25 protein-coding genes and 3 tRNA genes are annotated in these 22,466 nt (G+C 61.5%); 6 read left to right on the plus strand and 22 right to left on the minus strand.

The genetic code is table 11. The annotated features are described in order from the left end of the window. Nucleotides 1–503: 503 nt before the first annotated feature. From rplA to ACR9ZN_RS13735, 9 genes are all read right to left on the minus strand, one after another. Nucleotides 504–1,202 (minus strand): 50S ribosomal protein L1, encoded by a 699-nt coding sequence (rplA, locus tag ACR9ZN_RS13695; RefSeq protein WP_434959656.1) that lies wholly within the window; start codon nucleotides 1,200–1,202, stop codon nucleotides 504–506. Nucleotides 1,203–1,206: 4 nt separating this feature from the next. Beyond that, complete coding sequence (rplK, locus tag ACR9ZN_RS13700; protein WP_105865683.1) at nucleotides 1,207–1,638, minus strand: 50S ribosomal protein L11; 432 nt, start codon at nucleotides 1,636–1,638, stop codon at nucleotides 1,207–1,209. Between the two features lie 140 nt (nucleotides 1,639–1,778). After that, complete coding sequence (gene nusG, locus ACR9ZN_RS13705; RefSeq protein WP_434956978.1) at nucleotides 1,779–2,312, minus strand: transcription termination/antitermination protein NusG; 534 nt, start codon at nucleotides 2,310–2,312, stop codon at nucleotides 1,779–1,781. Between the two features lie 12 nt (nucleotides 2,313–2,324). Beyond that, nucleotides 2,325–2,522 carry a preprotein translocase subunit SecE gene (gene secE, locus ACR9ZN_RS13710; RefSeq protein ID WP_434956979.1) on the minus strand — a complete coding sequence of 66 codons (198 nt, stop codon included), beginning with the start codon at nucleotides 2,520–2,522 and terminating at the stop codon, nucleotides 2,325–2,327. Nucleotides 2,523–2,806: 284 nt separating this feature from the next. Next, a tRNA-Trp gene (locus ACR9ZN_RS13715) sits at nucleotides 2,807–2,882 on the minus strand. Between the two features lie 167 nt (nucleotides 2,883–3,049). Further along, nucleotides 3,050–3,370, minus strand: a complete 321-nt coding sequence (locus tag ACR9ZN_RS13720) for a YbjQ family protein (protein WP_105865681.1) — start codon at nucleotides 3,368–3,370, stop codon at nucleotides 3,050–3,052. A 159-nt stretch (nucleotides 3,371–3,529) separates the two neighbouring features. Further along, nucleotides 3,530–4,720 (minus strand): elongation factor Tu, encoded by a 1,191-nt coding sequence (gene tuf, locus ACR9ZN_RS13725; RefSeq protein ID WP_434956980.1) that lies wholly within the window; start codon nucleotides 4,718–4,720, stop codon nucleotides 3,530–3,532. Between the two features lie 139 nt (nucleotides 4,721–4,859). Continuing rightward, nucleotides 4,860–4,933, minus strand: a tRNA-Gly gene (locus ACR9ZN_RS13730). 27 nt (nucleotides 4,934–4,960) lie between these two features. Then, nucleotides 4,961–5,045: transfer RNA gene (locus tag ACR9ZN_RS13735), tRNA-Tyr, on the minus strand. 214 nt (nucleotides 5,046–5,259) lie between these two features. Between ACR9ZN_RS13735 and ACR9ZN_RS13740 the strand changes: the two genes are divergently transcribed. Next, nucleotides 5,260–6,033, plus strand: a complete 774-nt coding sequence (locus ACR9ZN_RS13740) for a TrmH family RNA methyltransferase (RefSeq protein WP_434956981.1) — start codon at nucleotides 5,260–5,262, stop codon at nucleotides 6,031–6,033. A gap of 51 nt (nucleotides 6,034–6,084) precedes the next feature. On the opposite strand, the gene ACR9ZN_RS13745 is transcribed toward ACR9ZN_RS13740, so the two are convergent. From ACR9ZN_RS13745 to pyrE, 9 genes are all read right to left on the minus strand, one after another. Further along, nucleotides 6,085–6,606, minus strand: a complete 522-nt coding sequence (locus ACR9ZN_RS13745) for a hypothetical protein (RefSeq protein WP_454814390.1) — start codon at nucleotides 6,604–6,606, stop codon at nucleotides 6,085–6,087. 65 nt (nucleotides 6,607–6,671) lie between these two features. Continuing rightward, nucleotides 6,672–7,403 (minus strand): DNA repair protein RecO, encoded by a 732-nt coding sequence (gene recO, locus ACR9ZN_RS13750; protein ID WP_434956983.1) that lies wholly within the window; start codon nucleotides 7,401–7,403, stop codon nucleotides 6,672–6,674. A gap of 49 nt (nucleotides 7,404–7,452) precedes the next feature. Beyond that, complete coding sequence (era, locus tag ACR9ZN_RS13755) at nucleotides 7,453–8,367, minus strand: GTPase Era (protein WP_441772277.1); 915 nt, start codon at nucleotides 8,365–8,367, stop codon at nucleotides 7,453–7,455. 396 nt (nucleotides 8,368–8,763) lie between these two features. Then, entirely contained in the window at nucleotides 8,764–9,477 is a 714-nt protein-coding gene (gene rnc / locus ACR9ZN_RS13760; protein ID WP_434956985.1) for a ribonuclease III, read from the minus strand. Between the two features lie 75 nt (nucleotides 9,478–9,552). Continuing rightward, nucleotides 9,553–10,056 carry a signal peptidase I gene (gene lepB / locus ACR9ZN_RS13765; RefSeq protein WP_481272444.1) on the minus strand — a complete coding sequence of 168 codons (504 nt, stop codon included), beginning with the start codon at nucleotides 10,054–10,056 and terminating at the stop codon, nucleotides 9,553–9,555. A gap of 89 nt (nucleotides 10,057–10,145) precedes the next feature. Beyond that, the gene (gene lepB, locus ACR9ZN_RS13770) at nucleotides 10,146–10,946 is read right to left on the minus strand and encodes a signal peptidase I (RefSeq protein ID WP_434956987.1); all 801 of its coding nucleotides are present in this window, start codon (nucleotides 10,944–10,946) and stop codon (nucleotides 10,146–10,148) included. Nucleotides 10,947–11,243: 297 nt separating this feature from the next. Next, on the minus strand, nucleotides 11,244–11,642 hold the full coding sequence (gene acpS, locus ACR9ZN_RS13775) for a holo-ACP synthase (RefSeq protein WP_481272445.1): 399 nt from the start codon (nucleotides 11,640–11,642) through the stop codon (nucleotides 11,244–11,246). Further along, on the minus strand, nucleotides 11,639–12,406 hold the full coding sequence (locus tag ACR9ZN_RS13780) for a pyridoxine 5'-phosphate synthase (RefSeq protein WP_454814397.1): 768 nt from the start codon (nucleotides 12,404–12,406) through the stop codon (nucleotides 11,639–11,641). The genes acpS and ACR9ZN_RS13780 overlap by 4 nt, the downstream gene beginning before the upstream one ends. Nucleotides 12,407–12,408: 2 nt before the next feature. Then, nucleotides 12,409–12,999 carry an orotate phosphoribosyltransferase gene (pyrE, locus tag ACR9ZN_RS13785; RefSeq protein WP_454816790.1) on the minus strand — a complete coding sequence of 197 codons (591 nt, stop codon included), beginning with the start codon at nucleotides 12,997–12,999 and terminating at the stop codon, nucleotides 12,409–12,411. A gap of 233 nt (nucleotides 13,000–13,232) precedes the next feature. On the opposite strand from pyrE, the gene ACR9ZN_RS13790 reads away from it, so the two are divergent. After that, nucleotides 13,233–13,577, plus strand: coding sequence for a hypothetical protein (locus tag ACR9ZN_RS13790; RefSeq protein WP_434956990.1), 345 nt, complete (start codon nucleotides 13,233–13,235; stop codon nucleotides 13,575–13,577). Between the two features lie 55 nt (nucleotides 13,578–13,632). On the opposite strand, the gene ACR9ZN_RS13795 is transcribed toward ACR9ZN_RS13790, so the two are convergent. Then, entirely contained in the window at nucleotides 13,633–15,825 is a 2,193-nt protein-coding gene (locus tag ACR9ZN_RS13795; protein WP_434959658.1) for a RelA/SpoT family protein, read from the minus strand. 177 nt (nucleotides 15,826–16,002) lie between these two features. Beyond that, nucleotides 16,003–16,380, minus strand: coding sequence for a DNA-directed RNA polymerase subunit omega (rpoZ, locus tag ACR9ZN_RS13800; protein ID WP_434956991.1), 378 nt, complete (start codon nucleotides 16,378–16,380; stop codon nucleotides 16,003–16,005). A gap of 433 nt (nucleotides 16,381–16,813) precedes the next feature. Between rpoZ and ACR9ZN_RS13805 the strand changes: the two genes are divergently transcribed. After that, entirely contained in the window at nucleotides 16,814–17,482 is a 669-nt protein-coding gene (locus ACR9ZN_RS13805; protein ID WP_434956992.1) for a LabA-like NYN domain-containing protein, read from the plus strand. 212 nt (nucleotides 17,483–17,694) lie between these two features. After that, a complete protein-coding gene (locus ACR9ZN_RS13810) occupies nucleotides 17,695–18,339 on the plus strand; it encodes a uracil-DNA glycosylase (RefSeq protein ID WP_434956993.1) in 645 nt (214 codons plus the stop codon). A gap of 32 nt (nucleotides 18,340–18,371) precedes the next feature. Here the strand turns inward: ACR9ZN_RS13810 and smpB are convergent, their stop codons facing one another. Both smpB and dapA read right to left on the minus strand, forming a co-directional pair. Continuing rightward, nucleotides 18,372–18,845 (minus strand): SsrA-binding protein SmpB, encoded by a 474-nt coding sequence (gene smpB / locus ACR9ZN_RS13815; RefSeq protein ID WP_454814400.1) that lies wholly within the window; start codon nucleotides 18,843–18,845, stop codon nucleotides 18,372–18,374. A 134-nt stretch (nucleotides 18,846–18,979) separates the two neighbouring features. Next, nucleotides 18,980–19,870, minus strand: coding sequence for a 4-hydroxy-tetrahydrodipicolinate synthase (dapA, locus tag ACR9ZN_RS13820; protein ID WP_454814402.1), 891 nt, complete (start codon nucleotides 19,868–19,870; stop codon nucleotides 18,980–18,982). 50 nt (nucleotides 19,871–19,920) lie between these two features. On the opposite strand from dapA, the gene ACR9ZN_RS13825 reads away from it, so the two are divergent. Both ACR9ZN_RS13825 and ACR9ZN_RS13830 read left to right on the plus strand, forming a co-directional pair. Then, nucleotides 19,921–20,160 carry a hypothetical protein gene (locus ACR9ZN_RS13825; RefSeq protein WP_481272446.1) on the plus strand — a complete coding sequence of 80 codons (240 nt, stop codon included), beginning with the start codon at nucleotides 19,921–19,923 and terminating at the stop codon, nucleotides 20,158–20,160. A 219-nt stretch (nucleotides 20,161–20,379) separates the two neighbouring features. Further along, entirely contained in the window at nucleotides 20,380–22,458 is a 2,079-nt protein-coding gene (locus ACR9ZN_RS13830) for a lytic transglycosylase domain-containing protein (RefSeq protein ID WP_481272447.1), read from the plus strand. The last annotated feature ends 8 nt before the right edge of the window (nucleotides 22,459–22,466 follow it).

The raw sequence follows: 22,466 nt of genomic DNA on the forward strand, positions 1-22,466 counted from the left end.
CAACTAAGGCGGCTCGCCAGCATTCCCGCCCCGCCCCCCGTTTTGGCGACCTCTCAATGAAACTTCCCGTACCATGGCGCACGATAGTTCGGGATATAGGGCCAATCACGCGGTTGGGACGGCGAAGTTCTGGCAGCGAGCGCATCGTTCGGCGTCAGGAAGAGGCCCCCTAAATCATTGCCATCGTTGATGGCGTAGAAGTGCGCCTCGGAGTCGGCTTGCCGCGAGTTGGCCGTTGACGATCTTGAAGAAGGCGTAGGCTGCATTGCCCCATGGCTGATATTCCTGCGACGCCACGCTTGGCGAGTAGACTACATACCTCTGACCACTGATGTGGCAGGCCACCTGCTGTCATGGCGACACCTCCCAAGAGAGAAAAGAAATCGGCGTCGAAACATGATGATTTTCGAAAATGGCAAGGAGCAGTTGAAGCTAGCTATGTCATAGAAAACCCCGCCGAAGCAGCTTCGGCGGGGTTTTCAAATCGTTCGATGCAAACCGGATCAGGCGCTGAGCACGCTGGCCGGATCGATCTTCACGCCGGGGCCCATCGTCGAGGACAGGGCGACGCGCTGGACATAGGTGCCCTTCGCGCCAGTCGGCTTGGCCTTGACCACGGCGTCGGCGAAAGCCTTGATGTTCTCGGCGAGCTTGTCGGCCGAGAACGAGGCCTTGCCGATAGCGCCATGCACGATGCCGGCCTTCTCGACACGGAACTCGACCGAACCACCCTTCGAAGCCTGCACGGCCGAGGTGACGTCCATGGTCACGGTACCGACCTTCGGGTTCGGCATCATGCCGCGCGGGCCGAGCACCTTACCCAGACGGCCGACCAGCGGCATCATGTCCGGGGTGGCGATGCAGCGATCGAAATCGATCTTGCCGCCATTGACGATCTCGACGAGATCCTCGGCGCCCACCACATCGGCACCGGCAGCGCGGGCTTCGTCAGCCTTGGCGCCGCGGGCGAACACGGCCACGCGCAGCGTCCGGCCCGAACCGTTGGGCAGGTTGCAAACACCGCGGACCATCTGGTCGGCATGGCGGGGATCGACGCCCAGATTCATGGCGATCTCGACGGTTTCGTCGAACTTGGCCTTGGCGCGGTCCTTGATCAGGGCCACAGCCTCATCCAGGCCGTAGAGCTTGATGCGGTCAATGCCTTCCTTGGCCGCGCGAATACGCTTTCCTTGATGTGCCATCATATCACCCGACGATCTCGAGGCCCATCGACTGGGCGGAACCCTTCACCATGGCCATAGCGGCCTCGACCGTATCGCAGTTGAGGTCGGGCAGCTTCTTCTCGGCGATCTCACGGATCTGAGCGATCGTGATCTTGCCAGCCTTGGCGCCCTTGCCGGGGGTCTGTGAACCCGACTTGATGCCGGCAGCTTCCTTGACCCAGTAGGACACCGGGGGAAGCTTCAGTTCGAAGGTGAAGGAACGGTCCTGATAGGCCGTGATGATGACCGGGATCGGCATGCCCTTGGTCATCTGCGCGGTCTTCGCATTGAAGGCCTTGCAGAATTCCATGATGTTCAGGCCGCGCTGACCGAGCGCGGGGCCGATGGGCGGCGACGGGTTCGCGGCGCCGGCCGGAACCTGAAGCTTGACGTAGCCCGTAATTTTCTTCGCCATTTGTTGCTCCTATGCGGGTTGCCCCGCGGTTATCAGCCATCAAGAGGATGGCAGGTGACCATCGAGATGGCCGGAGTTTCGCGGTTCGGTTTCATCGGGCGGCGATCGGCCCGATGTCTCCTCCCGCGTATGGAATCAGGTCAAACCTTCTCGACCTGCCCATATTCGAGTTCGACCGGGGTGGCCCGGCCGAAAATGGAAACCGCCACCTTGAGGCGGGCACGACCCTCGTCGACTTCCTCGACGATGCCGTTGAAGGAGGCGAACGGGCCGTCCGCGACCTTGACCTGCTCGCCGACCTCGAAGCTGACGGAGGGCTTGGGACGCTCGACGCCATCGGCGACCTGCCCCTTGATGCGCTCCGCCTCACGGTCGGGAATCGGCACGGGCTTGGCTTTGTCGGCCCCCAGGAAGCCGGTGACCTTCGGCGTGTTCTTGATGAGGTGATGCACCTCGTCCGTCAGGTCACACTTCACCAGCACATAGCCGGGGAAGAACTTGCGTTCGGTATCGACCTTGCGGCCGCGGCGAACCTCGACGACCTTTTCGGTCGGCACCAGGATCTCTTCGAACAGATCGGAGAGCCCACGCTGGGCGATCTGCTCGCGAATCGACTGCGCGACCTTGTTCTCGAAGTTGGAATAGGCGTGAACGATGTACCAGCGCTTGGCCATTATGGATTTTCCCTAGCGGCCCAGATTCACGATGAAGGAGACGGCACGGATCAACACGGCATCCGTGATGGAGAAGAAGATGGCCATGGCGATGGTGAAGATGACGACCATGAGGGCCGTGATCATGGTTTCCCGGCGGGTGGGCCAGGTGACCTTGTTCGTTTCATTGCGAACCTGTCGCAAGAACTCCATCGGAGTCGTCTTTGCCATCGTTCTACCGCCTTGACCGAAACAGGATTGTTCCGGCACTCATTTCGAAATCCTACCTTGCAAATGCAAGGCCGGGCCTGAGCGGAGCGTGGATGAAGCGGACATGATCCGGCCAGCCAGGCTCTGCGACGACTGTGAACCTCGCAGGGTCTGCGATCCCGCCCAGCGGGCTTGCAAATCCTGTCCGGCCGTTTTTGCCAACACAAAACCGAGGGTGCGGCCAAGCCCCATCCCCCGGCTTTCATGACAGAGCGAAAAAAGCTAAACGCCTCATCCGCGTAAATTGGCAGGGGCAGCAGGGATCGAACCTGCGACCTACGGTTTTGGAGACCGTCGCTCTACCAGCTGAGCTATACCCCTACGCGTTGCTCGCGCGGCGCCTACATAGCCGCGCAAATGATTTGGCGCAATCCCACAGATGGGGATCGCTGTGTAAATTTTCATCGCCGCCAGGGCAGAAGTGCGACGGACCTGCAGGCGCTCCGCATTTCATGGCAGTTTTCATACCCGGGCTGCCCCGGCCTCGCTTAGACCGGCTCGACGGCCACCGCGGTGCCATAGGCCAGCACCTCGGTGATTCCATCCATGATCTCATTGGCATCGTAGCGCATGGCGATGATGGCATTGGCGCCCAGTTCCTCGGCATGACGCACGAGAAGCTCATAGGCTTCCTGCCGGGCGGTTTCCGCCAGATTGGTATAGACCGACAGCTTGCCGCCGAACACCGACTGGATGGCGCCACCAATATTGCCGATCACGCTGCGCGAACGCACGGTGATGCCCCGCACCACGCCGAAATGCTTCACGACGCGGTAACCTGGGAGATCATTGGTAGTGACGACGATCATGACCTGTTCCTCGAATGCGGATAGAGCGTTTTTCAGAAAGGTTGATAGACTTTCCGATTAAGAAAACGCGTCAAAAACACTTTACGCAAAAGCCACCAATACAAACAAAAACGGCGCAGCCAAGGCTGCGCCGTTCCGAACTCAAGCTTTCGCCCGTTCTTATTCGATGATTGCGGCGACGACGCCGGCGCCGACGGTACGACCGCCTTCACGGATGGCGAAGCGCAGCTTCTCTTCCATGGCGATCGGCACGATCAGGTTCACTTCCATGGCGATGTTGTCGCCAGGCATCACCATCTCCGTACCCTCAGGCAGCGTCACCACGCCCGTCACGTCCGTCGTGCGGAAGTAGAACTGCGGACGGTAGTTGCCGAAGAACGGCGTATGACGACCGCCCTCTTCCTTGGTCAGGATGTAGGCTTCGGCCTTGAACTTGGTGTGCGGCTTCACCGAACCGGGCTTGCACAACACCTGCCCGCGCTCCACGTCCTCACGCTTGGTGCCGCGCAGCAGCGCGCCGATGTTGTCGCCAGCCTGGCCCTGGTCCAGAAGCTTGCGGAACATCTCGACGCCCGTCACCGTCGTCTTCTGCGTGGCGCGGATGCCGACGATCTCGACTTCCTCGCCAACCTTGACGATGCCGCGCTCGACACGGCCGGTCACGACCGTGCCACGGCCCGAGATCGAGAACACGTCTTCAACCGGCATCAGGAAGGGCTGGTCGATCGGACGCTCGGGCTGCGGGATGTAGTCGTCAACCGTCTGCATCAGCTTCAGCACCGCGTCATGACCAATCGCCGGGTTGACGTTGTCCAGAGCAGCCTTCGCAGAGCCCATCGTGATCGGAATGTCGTCGCCGGGGAACTCGTACTTCGACAAAAGCTCGCGAACTTCCATCTCAACCAGCTCGAGCAGCTCCGGATCGTCGACAAGGTCGACCTTGTTCAGGAACACGACCAGCGCCGGAACGCCGACCTGGCGGGCCAGCAGAATGTGCTCGCGCGTCTGAGGCATCGGGCCGTCCGCTGCCGAAACAACCAGGATCGCACCGTCCATCTGCGCCGCGCCCGTGATCATGTTCTTAACATAGTCGGCATGCCCGGGGCAGTCGACATGGGCGTAGTGACGGTTCTTCGTCTCATACTCCACATGCGCCGTCGAGATCGTGATGCCACGAGCCTTCTCTTCCGGTGCCTTGTCGATCTGGTCATACGCCGTGAACGTCGCACCGCCCGTCTCGGCAAGCACCTTCGTGATCGCCGCTGTCAGCGACGTCTTGCCATGGTCAACGTGACCAATCGTGCCGATGTTGCAGTGCGGCTTGTTGCGTTCAAATTTCTCTTTGGCCATAGCCCCGTTTCCAGCATTGGAGGATTGGGTATTTCGCCGGTGCGAAATATCGGGCGGCTCGATAGGGGTTTTTGCGGCAACGCGCAAGAAGAGAATGGAGCACGGCGTGTGTGCGGCCCAAAATCCGACCGGAAGGGAGTGGAGCGGGTGAAGGGAATCGAACCCTCGTATTCAGCTTGGAAGGCTGCTGCTCTACCATTGAGCTACACCCGCGACCAAGCACAGTATTCTTTGGACGTTTGGTGGAGGGGGTTGGATTCGAACCAACGTAGGCTGAGCCAACGGATTTACAGTCCGTCCCCTTTAACCACTCGGGCACCCCTCCAAAACGTCCTTCCGCAACGCTGTGACACCGCTGCGAAATCGAAGCGGCCAAGTGGCGCGACCGCTTCGTTCAGAGGGCGCCGTTATGGTGAGGGGATCGGTGCCTGTCAACCTAAAAGGCGAAGATTGACGACGAGTTTTTACACTTAATCGCGGACGGGGCTTTTTTTGGCGCGCCGGGCATGTCATGGGCAGTCTCCGGAACGGAGAAAAACATGAAGGACAGGGACCGCAGAGGCCATCGCGGCCACCATCGGGGCTACGCTGGCGAAGCGACGCCGGAAACCGTGGTGATCTATGGCTGGCACCCGGTGCGTGAAGCGCTGCAGAACCCCAACCGCAAGCTCAAGCGGCTGCTCGCCACCGAAAATGCCCTGAAAAGGCTGGCCGACGAGAAGGTCGAGACGAGAATTAAGCCAGAAACCGTCCGTCCCGGCGACATCGACCGTCTGCTCACGCCCGATTCGATTCACCAGGGCCTCTATCTGGAGGCGGCTCCCCTGCCCGCTCCCGCCTTCGGCGAGCTCGGCGCGCAAGATATCGTCCTGGTGCTCGACCAGATCACCGATCCCCATAATGTCGGCGCCATCATCCGCTCGGCCGCCGCCTTCAAGGTGGCTGCGATCATCACGACCGAGCGCCATTCACCTGCCGCCACCGGCGTGCTCGCCAAATCGGCCTCGGGCGGCCTCGAACATGTGCCGGTCGTTTCCGTACGCAATCTCGGCGATACGCTGGATGAAATGGAAGCGAGCGGCGTGACGCGAATCGGTCTCGACTCGGAAGGACCGGCAACATTGGAAGGCACCGTGTTCGCCGGGCCGCTAGCGCTCGTGCTCGGCGCCGAGGGCAAGGGCCTGCGTCAACGCACCCGTTCGCTCTGCGATGCCTTGGCCCGGCTCGACATGCCCGGCGAGATCAAAAGCCTCAACGTCTCGAATGCCGCCGCCCTCGCACTCTATGTGGCTCGAACGAAGATACCGGCCTGAACGCTTTTGCTATTTGACCGATCACCGGGAGCCGTAAGGACGAGCGCTGTTCTATTTCGCGGGCTCGAAATCCATACTTTCGAGATTCGGCCGCGGCACCGGCAGGGCTCTTGCCTCCTGAACCGGCTCGGGGCGCGGTTTGGGCGCAGCAGCGAGCGGCAGAGTTTTGGCCGGTTCGAGCTTTTTCGGTACAGACAGGGCTGCGCTGCGCGGTTTGGGCAGAGCCGGACGCGGCAGGCTTTGCGGCGTCCCGACAAGACGGCGGGGCGGCCGCAGCGGTCGCATCGCCGGGCCACGCTCCTCCGGCAGGACGTCATAGGGGGCGTCGAGATCCGGAGCATAGGCCGGCCCCCTCACCCAGGGGCGCGGATAGAAGCTGCGGGTCTCGTAGCCTCCATCATCCTCGCGATAGATGGGCCGCGGGTGATAGGGGCGCATGGGCGCCTCGAACTCGCCGCCCCATCCTCCGTCGTCGTAAAAGGGAGCGTCACGCCAGCCCGCCTGGGCCTGTGTCATCGGCAGAGCGACGAGACAGAACGTAATCGCCAACAAGGAAACAGGACGGATCGTCACGGCGGCATCCTCGAGAACTTCATCCCGGCGGTCGTAGCCAACGACTTTGGCGGAATAAGGATTGGTTAACCTTTTTCTTTCGCCACCACCAGGTCTTCCAGCAGCACACGCCTACCCTCGGGCATGGCAAGACCGCGCGGCGCAAAGACATCGCGCTCCAGGAAATATTGGGTGAGGCGCAAGCCATCCGCGATGTCGCCAGCGCCAGGCACGCCTTCCTCTCCGCGCAGAAAGGCTGGCAAGCGCAACAGCCTGTCATGCCAGGGAGTTCCAGCTTCCCGGCAGACCGCCCGCCCACTCTTGGGCGAGACATAGATCAGGTCGTCCCGCCGGCCGGTGACGGCGCAGGCGGCCAGATCGAGGCCGAAGCCGAGGTCCGACAGGATTTCGAGTTCGAATCTTGCGATCAGCGCCGGCGCCAAGGCAGGGTCTCCAAGCACCTCTATGAGGTGGCCGAAGGCCTCGTGGAGCCCCGGATGTGGATCGCGCTCGGGCAGCAGGCGGACCAGGGCCGCCACATGGGTCATGGCGAACAAGGCCAGCCGGGAGGACAGGAACCGAGCAGCATGCAAGGTCAGTCCCTCGACGGCGAAATGGCCGAGATGACCTTCGATCCGGGCGCGCCAGGTGAGTTGCACCTCGTTGCCAGGCTGCAGCACAGGCTGCAAAGTCCGCGAGCGCCCTCCCCGCACCATGCCGAGATGACGGCCGTGATCCCGGGTCATAGCCTCCAGGATCACGCTGGATTCGCCGTGGCGGCGCACGCCCAATATGTAACCGCTGTCGATCCATTCCATCGGGTTGGTATTTTCGTCAAATCGCAAAACGCATTGGAAGGCGCCTGCCTCAGGGTTTCTCCACCGGGAAGTCCAGGCCCATTTCACGATAGCGCTCGGGGTCGTCAGACCAGTTCTCGCGCACCTTCACGAACAGGAACAGATGCACCGGTGCCTCGGCCATGGCCGCGATTTCCTTGCGTGCCGCCATCGAGATCGCCTTGATGGTTTCGCCACCCTTGCCGATGACAATCTTCTTGTGTCCCTCGCGCGTGACATAGATCGTCTGCTCGATGCGGGCGGAACCATCCTTCATCGACGTCCACGCCGTGGTTTCCACCGTCGATTCGTAGGGCAGTTCATCATGCAGTCGCAGGAACAGCTTCTCGCGCGTGATCTCGGCCGCCAGCGAACGCAGGGGCGCATCCGAGATCTGGTCCTCGGGATAGAGCCAGGGCCCGGCTGGCATGATGGAGCCGAGATGACGGGTGAGATCTTCCACGCCGCTGCCGGTCAGCGCCGATAGCATGAAGGTCTGTTCGAAGGGCAGCCGCGCATTGACGGCCTGGGCAAGCTCCAGCAGCTTTTCGCGCTTCACCGCATCGATCTTGTTGAGGATGAGGATGCGCTTCTGCTTGGTTGCCGAAAGCTTTTGCAGGATGGCCTCATTGCCTTCGTCGAGCCCGCGCTGGGCATCGACCAGCAGGCAGACGGCATCGGCATCGGCCGCTCCGCTCCATGCGGTGGTGACCATGGCCCGATCGAGCCGGCGCCTGGGCTGAAAGATGCCAGGCGTGTCGACGAAGATGATCTGTGCTTCGCCTGTGATGGCGATGCCGCGCACGATCGCACGCGTCGTCTGCACCTTATGGGTCACGATCGACAACTTAGCGCCGACGATGGCGTTCATCAGCGTGGACTTGCCGGCATTGGGTGCGCCGATCAGGGCGACGAAGCCGCATCTTGTTTGCGTAGTCTCGTTCATTTGCTCTTTCTAGGGAAAATTGCGATTTCTTCGCATCGCAATTTTCCCTAACTCTTTGTTTTGACGCATTTTCTCAATCGAACAGTCTATCGACTCTTCCGGAAAATGCTCTTGGATCAATCCGGCTCAAGCAGAATGTCCGAACGCGTCCACGAGAAACGGGCTCGGACATTCTACCATTGTCGACGTTCTAGCAGACATTCGCGCTCTGAAATACGGCGCGATACGCCCCGGAACAAAGTTCGTTTTTACCGAATCGTACTTTGCTTCAACTCATCGTTTCGACGCGTCTTTGTCGTTTGACCCGTTTCCGACAAACCACAAAACGCTCCGGGCCGCCGCAAGCCGGTTTTGTTCATGTCCCGGGCAGGCCAGTCGGCTATATCCGCCGAAGGTTCAGCTCCGCCGCCCCTCCAGAGAGATGCCTTCGCGTGCCATGAAGGCGGTGGCGGCGGCCTGCTCGGCCAGGCGCTTGGACTTGCCTTCGCCCTCGGCCGAGGCCAGCGTCTCGATATCGACGGCGATTACGAAACGTGGATTGTGATCGGGCCCGGTACGCGAAACCAATCGATAGGTCGGGGCCTTCAACGCACGGCCCTGCGCCCATTCCTGCAAGGCGGTCTTGGCATCGCTCGGCGGCCTGACGGGAGCGTGAAGCCGCTCGCGCCAGGCGTTCTCGACCACGGCGCGCGCTTTATCATAGCCGGCGTCGACGAAGACGCCGCCGATCAAGGCCTCGCAGACATCCCCAAGCGTGGTGACACGCTTGCGCCCGCCCGAATGGGCCTCGCCAAGGCCGAGCTTGACATGCGGGCCTACCCCCCAGTCGTTTGCGACGGCAGCGCAGGTCTCCTTGCGCACGAGGTCGGAAAGCCGGCGCGACATTGCGCCCTCCTCGTCATCGGGGAAGACGCTGTAAAGCATGTCGGCAACCGCCAGCCCGAGCACACGGTCGCCGAGAAACTCCAGGCGTTGATAACTCTCCAGCCTAGCCGGCCCGTCGAGAAAGCTGATATGCGTCAACGCTCGCTCCAAGACAGAGCGATCGGCAAAGACATGGCCGAGCGCGGCTTCCAGGGTTTCAAGCGGAGGTTTCTTCTTCGAGCTCATTGTACGATCTTAAACAGCCGCATTTGTCCCTTGGCCGTCGAGAACAGGACCCGCCAGGGTTTGCCCACGAAATTCTCAAGCGGAATATAGCCGACACCGGCGAGATCGCGCGAAGTCATCGGAATTGTCGCGATTGTCGCCCATCGTGAAATAATGGCCGGCCGGAACGACATATTCATCGGTATTGTCGTAAAAGCCAATGTCTTCACTGACCTCGATGACTTCATAATTCCGTCCGTTCGACAAGGTCTCCCGATATTTCGGCACCTGTTTGTCGACGCTAAACGCCATCTCCGCTTTGTAGCTGCCGGCCGGCTCGCGCGGCACCCTGCTTCCGTTGATGAACAGACGGCCATCGCGCATCTGGATGCGATCTCCCGGCAGGCCGATCACCCGCTTGATGAAATAGGTGGAGCGATCCTTGGGCAATCGGAATACCGCCATGTCGCCACGAGCGGGGGCCCCGAGTAAAGGTCCCTCGCCGAAGGGCAACACCATCACGATGTCACCCACGAGCAGCGTAGGAATGTTGGAACCACTCGGCACCGAGAAATTGCGGCAAGAGGCGAGCAGCAGCAAAGCGCCACCAGCAAATAGCAATCCGCTGGAGCGGCTCGCATGAGGCCAAATTCGACGCAACACTCCGTCAGACGTGGTCCGATCCGCCATTATCGAATGAGCGAGAACAAACGGCTGCCGCGCACGGTCCACGGCCACTGCCAGAAAGCGAGAGGCGAGGCGTCATCGGCGACGGAGAAGAAGATGATCTGGCCCTTGCCGACGAAATTATCGAGCGGCACGTAGCCGACGGCGGCAAGATCGCGCGAATCATCGGAATTGTCGCGATTGTCACCCATCATGAAGTAGTTGCCCGGCGGCACGACATATTCATCGGTGTTGTCGTAATAACCGCTGTCGCCCTGGATTTCGATGACCTCGTGCTTCACGCCATTGGGCAGGGTTTCGATATATTTCGGCACCTGCTTGTCGCGCCCGAATTCGTCCTTGACCAGATAGGTGCCCGCCTGTTCGCGCTGAACCATGGTGCCGTTGATGAACAGTCGGCCCTGGCGCACCTGGATCCGATCGCCGGGCAGACCGATGACGCGCTTGATGAAATCGGTCGAATTGTCCTTGGGCAGCTTGAACACGGCTATGTCGCCGCGCTTCGGCCCCTCGCCCGCCCACAAGCGGCCGGAGGGCAGGAAGCCGGAAATCACCGGCACCGAATAGCGCGACCAGCCATAGCTGTATTTCGAGACCATGACGTAGTCGCCGACCAGAAGCGTCGGGATCAGCGAACCGGACGGAATGTTGAACGGCTGGAACAGGGCCGTGCGGACCACCAGCGCAATGATAAGGGCGTGAATGATGATCTTGATCAGTTCGCCGATACCGCCATCCTTCGACGTCTTCTTGGCGGCGCCGCTGGTGTCGGGCGTCTTGTTCGGTTGGCTGGCCACGCTCATCGGTCTTCCATCTTTGGAGGCGGTCCTTGGCGGGACCGGAGCCTCGGAATATCGCCCCGGTCCAAGATTCCACAAGAACCTTGAAATTGCGCAAAGCTTCCGGAGTCGGCCTTGAGGCAAGCTCCGGAAGCTTTGTAACGAAACAACTCTGTTGCGGCTGCTATAACCCCTGCGGATTGAGGGTGCAACGCCGGAGCCTGCCTTCGAGATACCCTGACGAGGTCAATCATTCACAGGCCACGTCCGCCACAAACAGCATGATTTCGGCAATTGCGCGGCAAACGGCCAACCCCGCGTTCAAACACGCAGTCGGGCCTCGATCACCACGAAGGCCTGCGCCAGGGGATGCTCGTCGGTCAGGCTAAGATGAATATGGGCTTCATGTCCTACCGGCAGCAGGCTTTCGAGCAGTTGCAAAGCCGCGCCGGTCAGCCGCAATTCGGGCCGGCCGCTCTCCGCATTGAGGATTTCCATGTCATGCCAATGGATGCCGCTGATGCCGGTCCCCAGCGCTTTCGAGCACGCCTCCTTGGCAGCGAAGCGTTTGGCCAGCGTGCCGGCCTTGTCGGCACGGCCGGCCGCCTTGGCGCGCTCGGCCTCGGTGAAGCAGCGCTGTTGAAAACGCTCGCCATAGCGCGCGAGGGCAGCCTCGATCCGTCTGATGTCGCAAAGATCGCTGCCGATGCCGATGATCATCCGGCCCGGCTCCGTCCGGCCGCCATCGCCGCCTTGACGGTACGGATGCTCTCCGCGAGCCCGACGAATACAGCCTCTCCGATGAGGAAATGCCCGGTATTGAACTCGGCGAATTCGGGCACAGCAGCCAGGATTTCGGAGGTCTCGAAATCAAGGCCGTGCCCGGCATGCACTTCCAGCCCGAGCCCGGCAGCGATGGACGCACCAAGCTTCAGGCGCTCGAACTCCGCGGCGGCGTGGCCGGTCTCCCCCGAGGCGACCGCCTCGCACCAGGTTCCCGTATGCAGTTCCACGATATCGGCACCCAGAGCGGCGCAGGCCTCCAGCACCGCCCTGTCCGGTTCGACAAACAGGGAGACGCGGATGCCGCTTTCCTTGAACTGTGGGATCGCCGCTCTCAGATTGGCTTCGGCCGCCCTGACGTCCAGTCCTCCCTCGGTGGTGCGCTCCTCACGCTTTTCCGGCACCAGGCAGACAGCGTGGGGCTTCACGTCCAGCGCGATCGCCAGCATTTCGTCGGTCACCGCCATTTCGAAATTCAGCGGTGCCTTCACCTCGGTGCGGATGCGGCGGATGTCGGCATCGCGGATATGGCGCCTATCTTCGCGCAGATGCGCGGTAATGCCGTCAGCGCCAGCCTCGACCGCCAGATGCGCGGCGCGGACGGGATCGGGCCAGGGGCCGCCGCGCGCATTGCGCACGGTGGCGACGTGGTCGACATTGACGCCGAGACGGAGAATCTTGGGCAGAGCGGCGGAGGTCATTTTCAAGCCTGTCCCGCAAGAGCGCGGCTGCCGGGCTTGACGGCCGGCTGGTTGGCGAGTTCCGGCGGCAGCTTGTCGGCCTCGAAGGTCGGGATGTCGAGGGTCGCCAGGGCCACCAAGGGTTTGCCGAGATCGGCCTTGCCGCCCGAGCGGTCGATCAAGCAGGCCGCGCCCACGATCTCGCCCGGCTGGTCGGCGATGGATGCCAGGCATTCGCGCGAGGACAGACCGGTTGTGATGATGTCCTCCACCATCACAACGCGCGCACCCTTGGGAATGGCGAAGCCGCGCCGCAACTGGAACTGGCCGTTCTCGCGTTCCACGAAAACCGTCTTGGCGCCGAGCGCACGCGCGGTCTCGTAGCCCGGCACGATCCCGCCCACGGCCGGCGATACCACCATGTCGATGGGCCCGTAGGCGGCACGGATGCGCTCGGCCAGGGCGCGGCACAGACGCTCGGTGCGGGGGGGATCCATGAAGACGAGATTCTTCTGCAGGTAGACCGCCGAATGGCGCCCCGACGTCAGGATGAAATGTCCTTCGAGCAATGCTCCCGCCGCCCGGAATTCCGCCAGCACCTCATCCTGCGTCATCATCATCTCCTGGTTTTTCCGGCTGTACGGGCTACGCTTCCAGGGCGTGCAGATCAATGGCCGATAATGGTCGGAGGGCGAAAATTTCGCGAAAAGTCAACAACGGTGCCCCGCCTTTCGGTTGCTGACGGGAGATCTTAGACGTGCCTTTGCGATTCCGAGAGACTTCATCTAATCGCAACACGGTTTAGCCGCCAATTTCCCGTTTTCTCGAGGTATGGAGTGCGAGTGCTGTGAGAAAGTTGATCTTCTGCCTGTCGCTGCTGCTCAGCGGATGCGCGATCGGCGATGGCGGAATCCGGCCGCTGTTCTCGATGGGCTCGTCGGAACAGGCCTTCGTCGAGCGCTACGGCAAGCCGGATTTTCGCGCAGAGGAAGGTGGCACCATTCGTCTGGTCTATCTGGGCAATCGCCTCGACTTCCGCCAGCGCGGCGACACGCCACCCATCCCGCTGCCCGAGCAGAAGCGGATCCTGGCTCGCTACGGCCTTGCCTACGACCGCACCTGCGCCGTCCTCGTCAGCCTGATGTTCGGGCGCGTAATCGGGATGACCAGCATCGGTGGGCAATGCAGTTGATCGCGTAGCGCGGAACGCCCGCAGATGAAGGTCCCATCAAAGGTCGAGCCGGCCGTCAGATCACCCGTTGCACCTCGCTCACCACCTTGCGGGCCCGCAAGCCGTCGATGATGGCCAGCAGATGCTTGAGGTCGTAGACCTCGAGATCGATGATCATCTCGGTCATGTCGAAGGAGCGGCGCTGCATGGCGAGATTGTCGATGTTGCCGTCGGTCTCGGCGACAACCTGGGCGATCTGGGCAAGCGTGCCGGGCTCATTGATCGACACCACCTGGACCCGGGCGGGATAGCGCTCAGCGCGGGCCGCTTCCAGATCCCAACGCACGTCGAGCCAAAGCTCGGGCCGGTCTTCGAAATCGGCCAGCGCCTGCGACTGGATCGGATAGATGGTGATCGCCTCGCCCGGGGTGAGGATGGCCACGATACGGTCACCCGGCACCGCCCCGCCTTCGGCAAAACGCACCGGCAGATCACCCATCAGGCCACGCACGGGGATGGCGGCCTTGGCGGGATCACCGCCACCTTGCAGCTTGAAGCGCAGATTCTGTCCGCCCTGCAGGCCGAACCAGGTCTCGTCGAGCCCGGCAGCGGCATGGCTCGACTGTTCAAGCTTGAAGTCGGGGAACACCGCCCGCACCACATCCTGCGAACGCATTTCGCCACGGCCGACGGCTGTGAGCACATCGTCCACGCTTTTACGGGCGAGGCGCTTGAGCGCTCCCTGCAAAGCATCGGGGCTGTAGGTCTTCTCCAACCGCTCGAAGGCGCGTTCGATGATGCGTTGGCCGAGCCCGGCATATTGCGCCCGCACCGCCGTGCGCGTGGCACGGCGAATGGCGGCGCGGGCCCGGCCCGTGACCACCAGCGTTTCCCAGGCCGCCGGGGGCGTCTGCTGCTTGGCGGTGATGATGGCGACCTCGTCGCCATTGTAGAGTTCGGAGACCAGCGGCGTAGTACGGCCGTTGACGCGGCAGCCCACCGCCGTGTTGCCGACGTCGGTATGCACGGCATAGGCGAAATCGATAGCATTGGCCCCGCGTGGCAAGGTGATCAGCTTGCCCTTCGGCGTGAAGCAGAACACCTGGTCCTGGAACAGCTCGAGCTTGGTATGCTCGAGGAATTCTTCGGGGTTGTCGCCCTCGGCAAGCATCGCCATGGTCCGGCGCAACCAGGCAAAGGCCCGGCTCTCTCCTTCCAGGCGCAGACTGTCACCAGCCTTGTTCTCCTTGTAGAGCGCATGGGCGGCAATGCCGAGTTCGGCGATGCGGTGCATCTCCTCGGTTCGGATTTGCAACTCGACGCGCTGATGACCCGGGCCGATCACCGTGGTGTGCAGGGACCGGTAATCGTTCTGCTTGGGTGTGGAGATGTAGTCCTTGAAGCGCCCAGGCACGAGCGGCCATTTGGTGTGGACGAGCCCGAGGGCGCGATAGCAATCCTCCACCTTGTTCACCAGCACGCGGAAGGCGAAGATATCGGAGAGCTGCTCGAAGGCGACCTGCTTCTGCTCGGTCTTCTTGAAGATCGAATAGGGCCGCTTCTCCCGCCCTTTCACCGTCGCTTCGATGCCGCGTTCCTGCAGCCTCTCGCGCAGATCGTTCTCGATCTCGGCAATCAGCGCGCCATTGCGGCGCTTCAAGCCTTCCAAGCGGCGCACGATGGTTTCGTAATGGGCCGGTTGCAATTCGTGGAAGGACAGGTCCTCCAACTCCTCGCGCATATCCTGCATGCCCATACGCCCGGCCAGCGGTGCATAAATGTCCAGCGTCTCCTGGGCAATACGGGCGCGCTTTTCCGCCCTCATGAAGTTGAGCGTGCGCATGTTGTGCAAGCGATCCGCCAGCTTGACGAGGAGAACGCGAACGTCCTCGACGATGGCCAGCAAGAGCTTGCGCAGGTTTTCGGCCTGCTTGGCTTCCTTGGAAACCAAATCGAGCTTCTTGATCTTGGTCAGCCCGTCGACGAGAGCCGCAATTTCCTTGCCGAAGCGACGTTCGATCTCGCCGCGCGTGGCATCGGTATCCTCGATGGTGTCATGCAACAAAGCGGCTGCGATGGTGGCATCGTCGAGCTTCAGATCGGTAAGAAGCGAGGCTACCTGAAGGGGATGGGAAAAATAGGGATCACCAGAGGCACGAAATTGCGCGCCGTGCTGCTGCATGGCGTAGACATAGGCAGCGTTGAGCAGATCCTCGTTAACAGCAGGGTTATACGCCCGCACCTTGTCCACGAGTTCATATTGCCGCATCAGGCGAAATGGCGCCGTCACTCACAGTCTCCCGCCGGCCGCCTTCAAGCGCCCGGCTTCATCATTGCCAGCTCCCGGCCAAACCGAAGCATGGCGCTATTCAATACGTCCGCGGCACAAAAGAAAAGCGGGCCGGCAATGCCGACCCGCTGAAATCTTCGGGATTGGTGGAGGAGTTTATTCCTCGTCGTCCGAACCGTTGTTGGCTGGCGGGACCAGGCCTTCCAGTCCGCGCAGCAGATCCTCTTCCGACATGCGGTCAAAGGCGACGTTGTCGTCGGAATCACCGGAAGCAAGAGCCGCCGGATCCGATTCGGGCTCATCCACCTCGACGTATTTCTGCATCGAGTGGATCAGGTCTTCCTTGAGGTCATCCGGGGTCAGGGTCTCGTCCGCGATCTCACGCAGAGCCACCACCGGGTTTTTGTCACGATCGCGATCAATTGTCAGTGCAGCGCCGCCGGCAATCATGCGGGCGCGATGGCTGGCCAGCAGAACCAGCTCGAAGCGGTTCTCGACCTTGTCGATGCAATCTTCCACCGTGACGCGGGCCATGGCGACGCCTTTCTGTACCGTGTTTTGGGATCAAGCGCGCCAACTACACCGCCAAGCGAGTTTGTGCAACCCTAAAAGACAGATCCGTGGTATCCTCCCGCCTCCGAGGCAGAGAGATTGACCGCAAGTTCTACCTCATTCGACTTACATATCGAGGCTGCTCGTCTCGATATTGCAATAATCCTGTAAACACTCTCATTGGAATACGCTCAATCTAATGACAATGCAGACGAACTTGACATTCTATACCGCGATGGGCACAAGCTAGTTGCATCGGACCTAAACTTGTCGTTGCTACCATTCCGCTGACGTTACACAGAGAGGCCGTTCTCGATGTGGTCCTTGGGATTAATATTAGACTGTAATTTAGACCGATTTCAATCGTATTCAAACAGACCGATCATCAGCAGAACGAACCCTAACTGGCAGAAGAATGAACAACACCCAGGAACGCATCGCTCTTTTTATTGATGGCGCCAATCTTTACGCAACGGCGAAAAGCTTGGGGTTTGATATCGACTATCGGAAAATGCTCAAGGAGTACCACAGCCGCGGCTATCTGGTGCGAGCGTTCTATTATACCGCCCTTGTGGAGGATCAGGAGTATTCCTCGATCCGCCCGCTGATCGACTGGCTGGATTATAACGGCTATGCCGTCGTCACCAAGCCGACCAAGGAATTCGTCGACTCCACCGGCCGCCGTAAGGTGAAGGGCAATATGGACATCGAGCTCGCCATCGATGCCATGGAGCTGGCCGATCACATCTCGCACATGATCCTGTTTTCCGGCGACGGTGATTTTCGCTCCCTGGTCGAAGCCATGCAGCGCAAGGGGGTGCGCGTTTCCGTCGTGTCCACCATATCGACCCAGCCTCCGATGGTCGCCGACGAATTGCGGCGCCAGGCGGATGAGTTCGTGGACCTCGTCACGCTTCAAAGCAAGATCGGCCGTGATCCGTCCGAACGCGCCGTGCGCTCGCAGGCCGGTGGTAACTTTCCGGCCGGTCCCGGGCCAACCCGCCAGCCGCCCCAGCAGGGTTTTGCCGGCCAGACCCCCGGCTTCATGTCGGCGAGCCCAAGCGGCCAGGCCGACGATCAATAGATCAAGAACGTTGCCTCGAACGATCGGGTCGTTCTATTGACGGAGCCTTCACGACAGCTCCGTCCGAACCACTTTTCGTTCCAAGCAGATTTCTGTTGATCGGGCCACGGGCATGATCAACAGAAATCTACAGGATATCAAATATTTGCAGAGCTTCCCGGCGAAGCCCGTCCGTGGGACTCGCCAGAAAACTCTGCTTAGGCCCAATATTCATGATCGCCAGCCAATTCCAAGAACCCGGACGCGATTGCCCGCTTTGCGAGAGGCTCGTCGCCTTTCGCCTGCAGGCGCGCGCCAAGCATCCCGATTGGCACAATGCCCCGGTTTCCAGTTTCGGTCCGGCCTCGGCCCGCTTGCTGATCGGCGGCCTGGCGCCCGGGCTCCAAGGCGCCAATCGCACCGGCAGGCCTTTTACGGGCGATTGGGCCGGCGATCTGCTTTACGAAACATTGGGCGATTTCGGCTTCGCCACCGGCACCTATGACGAGCGCCCCGATGACGGTCTCGAACTCGTCGATTGCCGCATCACCAATGCGGTGCGCTGCGTACCGCCCGAGAACAAGCCTGTTGGCAGCGAGATCGCCGCTTGCCGCCCCTTCCTGGCCAACACCGTGAAGGAAATGCCGAATCTCAAGGTGATATTGGCGCTGGGCAAGATCGGGCATGACAGCGTGGTCACGGCCCTCGGCCGCAGGCCCGCCCACTATCCCTTCGCCCACCATGCGCGCCATGAAATCGGCGGCCTGACGCTCGTCGATAGCTACCACTGCTCGCGCTACAACACCAATACGGGCCGCCTGACCACACCGATGTTCCGGGCGGTCTTCCAGACGATCCGAGATATTCTCGACCGCTGAAATCCGCCTTGCGGAGATTTATCTTGTAGGCGTCAGCCCTTGTCCCGCAGCAGGCGACCCTTTTCGCGCTGCCAATCGCGCTTCTTTTCCGTGTCCCGTTTGTCGCCCAAAGTCTTGCCACGAGCGAGAGCAAGCTCGATCTTGGCCCTGCCCTGCTCATTGAAATAGAGCTTGGTCGGCACGATCGTCAGGCCGTCGCGCTGCACGGCACCGATCAGCTTGCTGATCTGGCGTTTATGCAAAAGCAGTTTGCGCGGACGCTTACGCTCATGGTTGAAGCGGTTGGCCTGCAGATATTCGGGAATGTCCGCGTTGAACAGCAGCAACTCGTCGCCCGACGGCCCGGCATAGGATTCGCCGATCGTTGCCTTGCCCAGGCGCAGCGATTTCACCTCCGTTCCGGCCAGCACGATCCCGGCCTCGAAGGTATCGATCAATTCATAATTGAACCGAGCCTTGCGGTTGTCGGCAACCAGCTTGCGAGCAACGTCCTTCTTGTCCGCCACGTCATCACCCAAAGAGAGCCTTCGAGCGAAACACTCGAAGTAGACTCTACCTTCTTGTTTTCGAAGCGTTTCCCGAGACAGGCAAGATACCCGTGCTTCAGATGGAGAGGCTTTACCTCCCCCGCTTCAGCGTTTCAATTGAGCAGCCCGGCATGCACCATCGCCTGCTGGATCTGCGTACGCGCCGCGTCCGTCACCGGCAGCAGCGGCAGGCGCACCTCTTCCTTGAGGCGCCCGAGCATGGCCAGACCGCATTTTGCTCCGGCGAGCCCCGGCTCCAGGAAGGTTGCCCCATGAAGTGGGATCAGACGATCCTGAATTTCAAGGGCCGAGGCATAATCTCCACGCAGCGTCGCTTCCTGCAAGTCCGCGCACAGGCGCGGTGCGATGTTGGAAACCACCGAGATGCAGCCCTGCCCGCCCGCGGCGTTGAAGGCGAGCGCCGTCATGTCCTCACCGGAGAGCTGGATGAAATCAGCCCCGAGTTGCTGGCGCTGCTGCGATACACGGGCGAGATTGCCAGTGGCATCCTTCACCCCGACGATGTTCTTGAGTTCGTAGAGACGCTTCATCGTCTCCACCGACATGTCGACCACCGAGCGCGGCGGGATGTTGTAGATGAAGATCGGAATGCCGACGGCGTCGTTGACGGCCTTGAAATGCTGGTAGAGGCCTTCCTGCGTCGGCTTGTTGTAATAGGGCGTCACCACCAGCACGGCGTCGGCGCCCGCCTTCTCGGCATGAACAGCCAGATCGATGGCCTCGACAGTGTTGTTCGAGCCGGCGCCGGCAATTACTGGAACCCGGCCATTGGCCTGGGAGATGCAGATCTCCACCGCCTTGTGATGCTCGGCATGGCTGAGCGTCGGGCTTTCGCCGGTGGTCCCCACTGGTACCAGACCGCTCGTCCCTTCGGCGATCTGCCAGTCGATCAGATCACGAAAACCTTTCTCGTCGATGGCGCCGTCGCGGAACGGCGTCACCAAAGCGGTGAGCGACCCTCTGAACTTTGCCTTCGACATCATCTCAACTCCACGATCCCTGGAGCAAAGCGCGTTCTGGTGGAACCGCACTTTTGCTCTCGCTCTTTGGTTCCAAGCCAATCCAGCCGATTGGCTTGAGCATCTTTGCGTTTCTCGGTGATTCCACCAAATCGCAAAACGCTTTGCCGGATGGCCGCCTCGGTGCGCGCGGCGGCCGGGCGCCAGACATATACGAGCCACCCGGTCACGAAAAGAGCATCAACGGCGATTTGCGGCCGAAAACACCCCATTTGAACGGGATGATCTTCGCATCGCTCTGGTTAATGGAATGAGTCGGGCCTTCATTGCCGCTTTTTAAGGCAGCAGCCGCGAATCCGCCGCCTTCGGGCCTTGAAAATCACCTTTTCCTCGTGCCTCACTGATGGCGAGAATGCGGCATTCCAACGTCGCCATTCACGCTTCGTCAATCAGAGGACGCGACAATCGCCAAACTGGGTCACCTGGCAAATCAGGTCATCTGGATTGGCGTGGCGGCAATGCTCTTGCGGTTCATGACGGGTACATCCCTCTTCGTGGCGGTGCTGACCGGCGCTCTTGCCGCGCCGGTCACGCGCCCGGGCGATGCCACCCTCAAGCCTCCCTCCCGCACGGTGGCTCTGCGTACGGATGCCGATACCGCGACGACCTCGACGCGTTCCGACACGGAAATCACCGGCTCTATCATCGTCCCCTCGCCGCTGGTGAACCAGTTCGACACCCTGCGCCAGGCGATCACGGCCTATGAAAGCAGCGACCGCTCTGGCGGCGACGGCCTCGCCCGTTCGCTGACCGATCCGGCCAGCCAGGCCGCGGCGGAGTGGATCGCCATCCGCAGCGCCGCACGCCATATCGGCCTCACCCGAATCAAGGCCTTCCTCGCCGCTTATCCAAGTTGGCCTGGTAACGGCCTGATCCGCCGGCGCGGCGAAGAGGCTCTTTACAATGAGAAGGCCGACGCCGACACGGTGCGAGCCTTCTTTGCCTCGTCCCAGCCAGAGACCGACGAAGGCAAGGTCGCTCTTGCCGCCGTGCTGCAGCGCGACGGCAACCAGGACGGAGCCACAGCCCTCATTCGCGACGCCTATCGCAATGACAGCCTGTCGGGTCAGCTCGAAGGCGATATCCTGCGCGACTACGGCGCCCTTCTTTCACCAGCGGACCACAAATATCGGGCCGATCGTCTGATCTATGATGGCAATTATGACGATGGCTTGCGTGTCGCGGCCCGTGCCGATCCGGCTGCGGTAACGCTTGCCAAGCTGCGCATTGCCGTCGCCAGGCAACCCAAGAACGTCGGCGCCCTGCTGGCTGCCAACGTGTCGACCGACCCGGCCTACATCTTTGCCCGTATCTCCTATCTCAGGCGCCAGAAGAAGCCGCGCGATGCCGCCGCCCTGTTGCTGAAAGCGCCGCGCGACGCCGCTGCGCTGGTGCGCCCCGACCAGTGGTGGACGGAACGTCGCCTGGTGGCTCGCGCCTTGCTCGATCAAGGGGATGCGCGGACTGCCTATGCGGTCGTTGCCGGCTATACCGCCGAGAGCGATACGACCCGGATGGAAGCCGAGTTCCATTGCGGCTGGATCGCCCTGCGCTTCCTGAACAACCCTCGCAGTGCGGCCCGGCATTTTGCCAATCTGAGCGCCGAATCCCAGCGGCCGATTTCAGTTGCGCGGGGCGCCTATTGGCAGGGCCGCGCCGCCGAAGCAGCCGGCGACAAGGCCGGGGCGACGGGGTTTTACCAGGCGGCCGCGCGCTATCCGATCACCTATTATGGCCAGATCGCGCGGGCGCGCCTGGGCATGCGCACGCTCGACCTGAATGCCCTGCCCGAAGCCACGCCGGCCAGCCGCGCAGCCTTCGACGAACTCCTGGCGGTGCGTGCCATCAACCAGCTCTACACGCTCGGCAAGCGAGACTATGCCCGCATCCTGGTTGCCGATATGGGCCGACAGCTCCAGGACAGCCAGCAATTGGCCCTGCTCGGCCAGATCGCTCTCGACAATCTCGATGCCAAGACGGCACTCACGGTGGGCAAGTCGGCGACGCAGCGCGGCCTGCCACTCGATGCGATCGCCTTTCCGATCGGTGCCATTCCCGGCTTCGAGAGTTCCGGCACGGTCGAACGGGCGGTCGTTTACGGCATCGCCCGGCAGGAAAGCGAATTCGGCCATGAGGTGGTCAGCACGGCCGGCGCCCGCGGACTGATGCAGGTGATGCCTTCGACCGCCAAGGCAACCGCGCGTCTGGCCGGGATCGCTTTCGACGCCAAGAAGCTGACCAGCGATCCGGTCTATAATGCGCGTTTGGGCGAGGCCCATCTGGGCGATCTGATCGGCCGATTCCGCGGCTCCTACGTCATGACCTTCGCCGCCTATAATGCCGGCCCGGGCAAGGTGGCCGACTGGGTAAAGGCCTATGGCGATCCGCGCGATCCGAAGGTTGATCCGATAGACTGGGTGGAGCGCATCCCCTACACCGAGACACGCAACTACGTGCAGCGCGTGCTGGAGAATGTGCAGGTCTATCGCTCGCGCCTCGATACCAAGAGCATTTTGCTGATCGAAGCCGACATGCGCGGCAAGAGCCGTTAGGACCGAAT

This window comes from Labrys sp. HAY1-8F, from assembly GCF_056754975.1.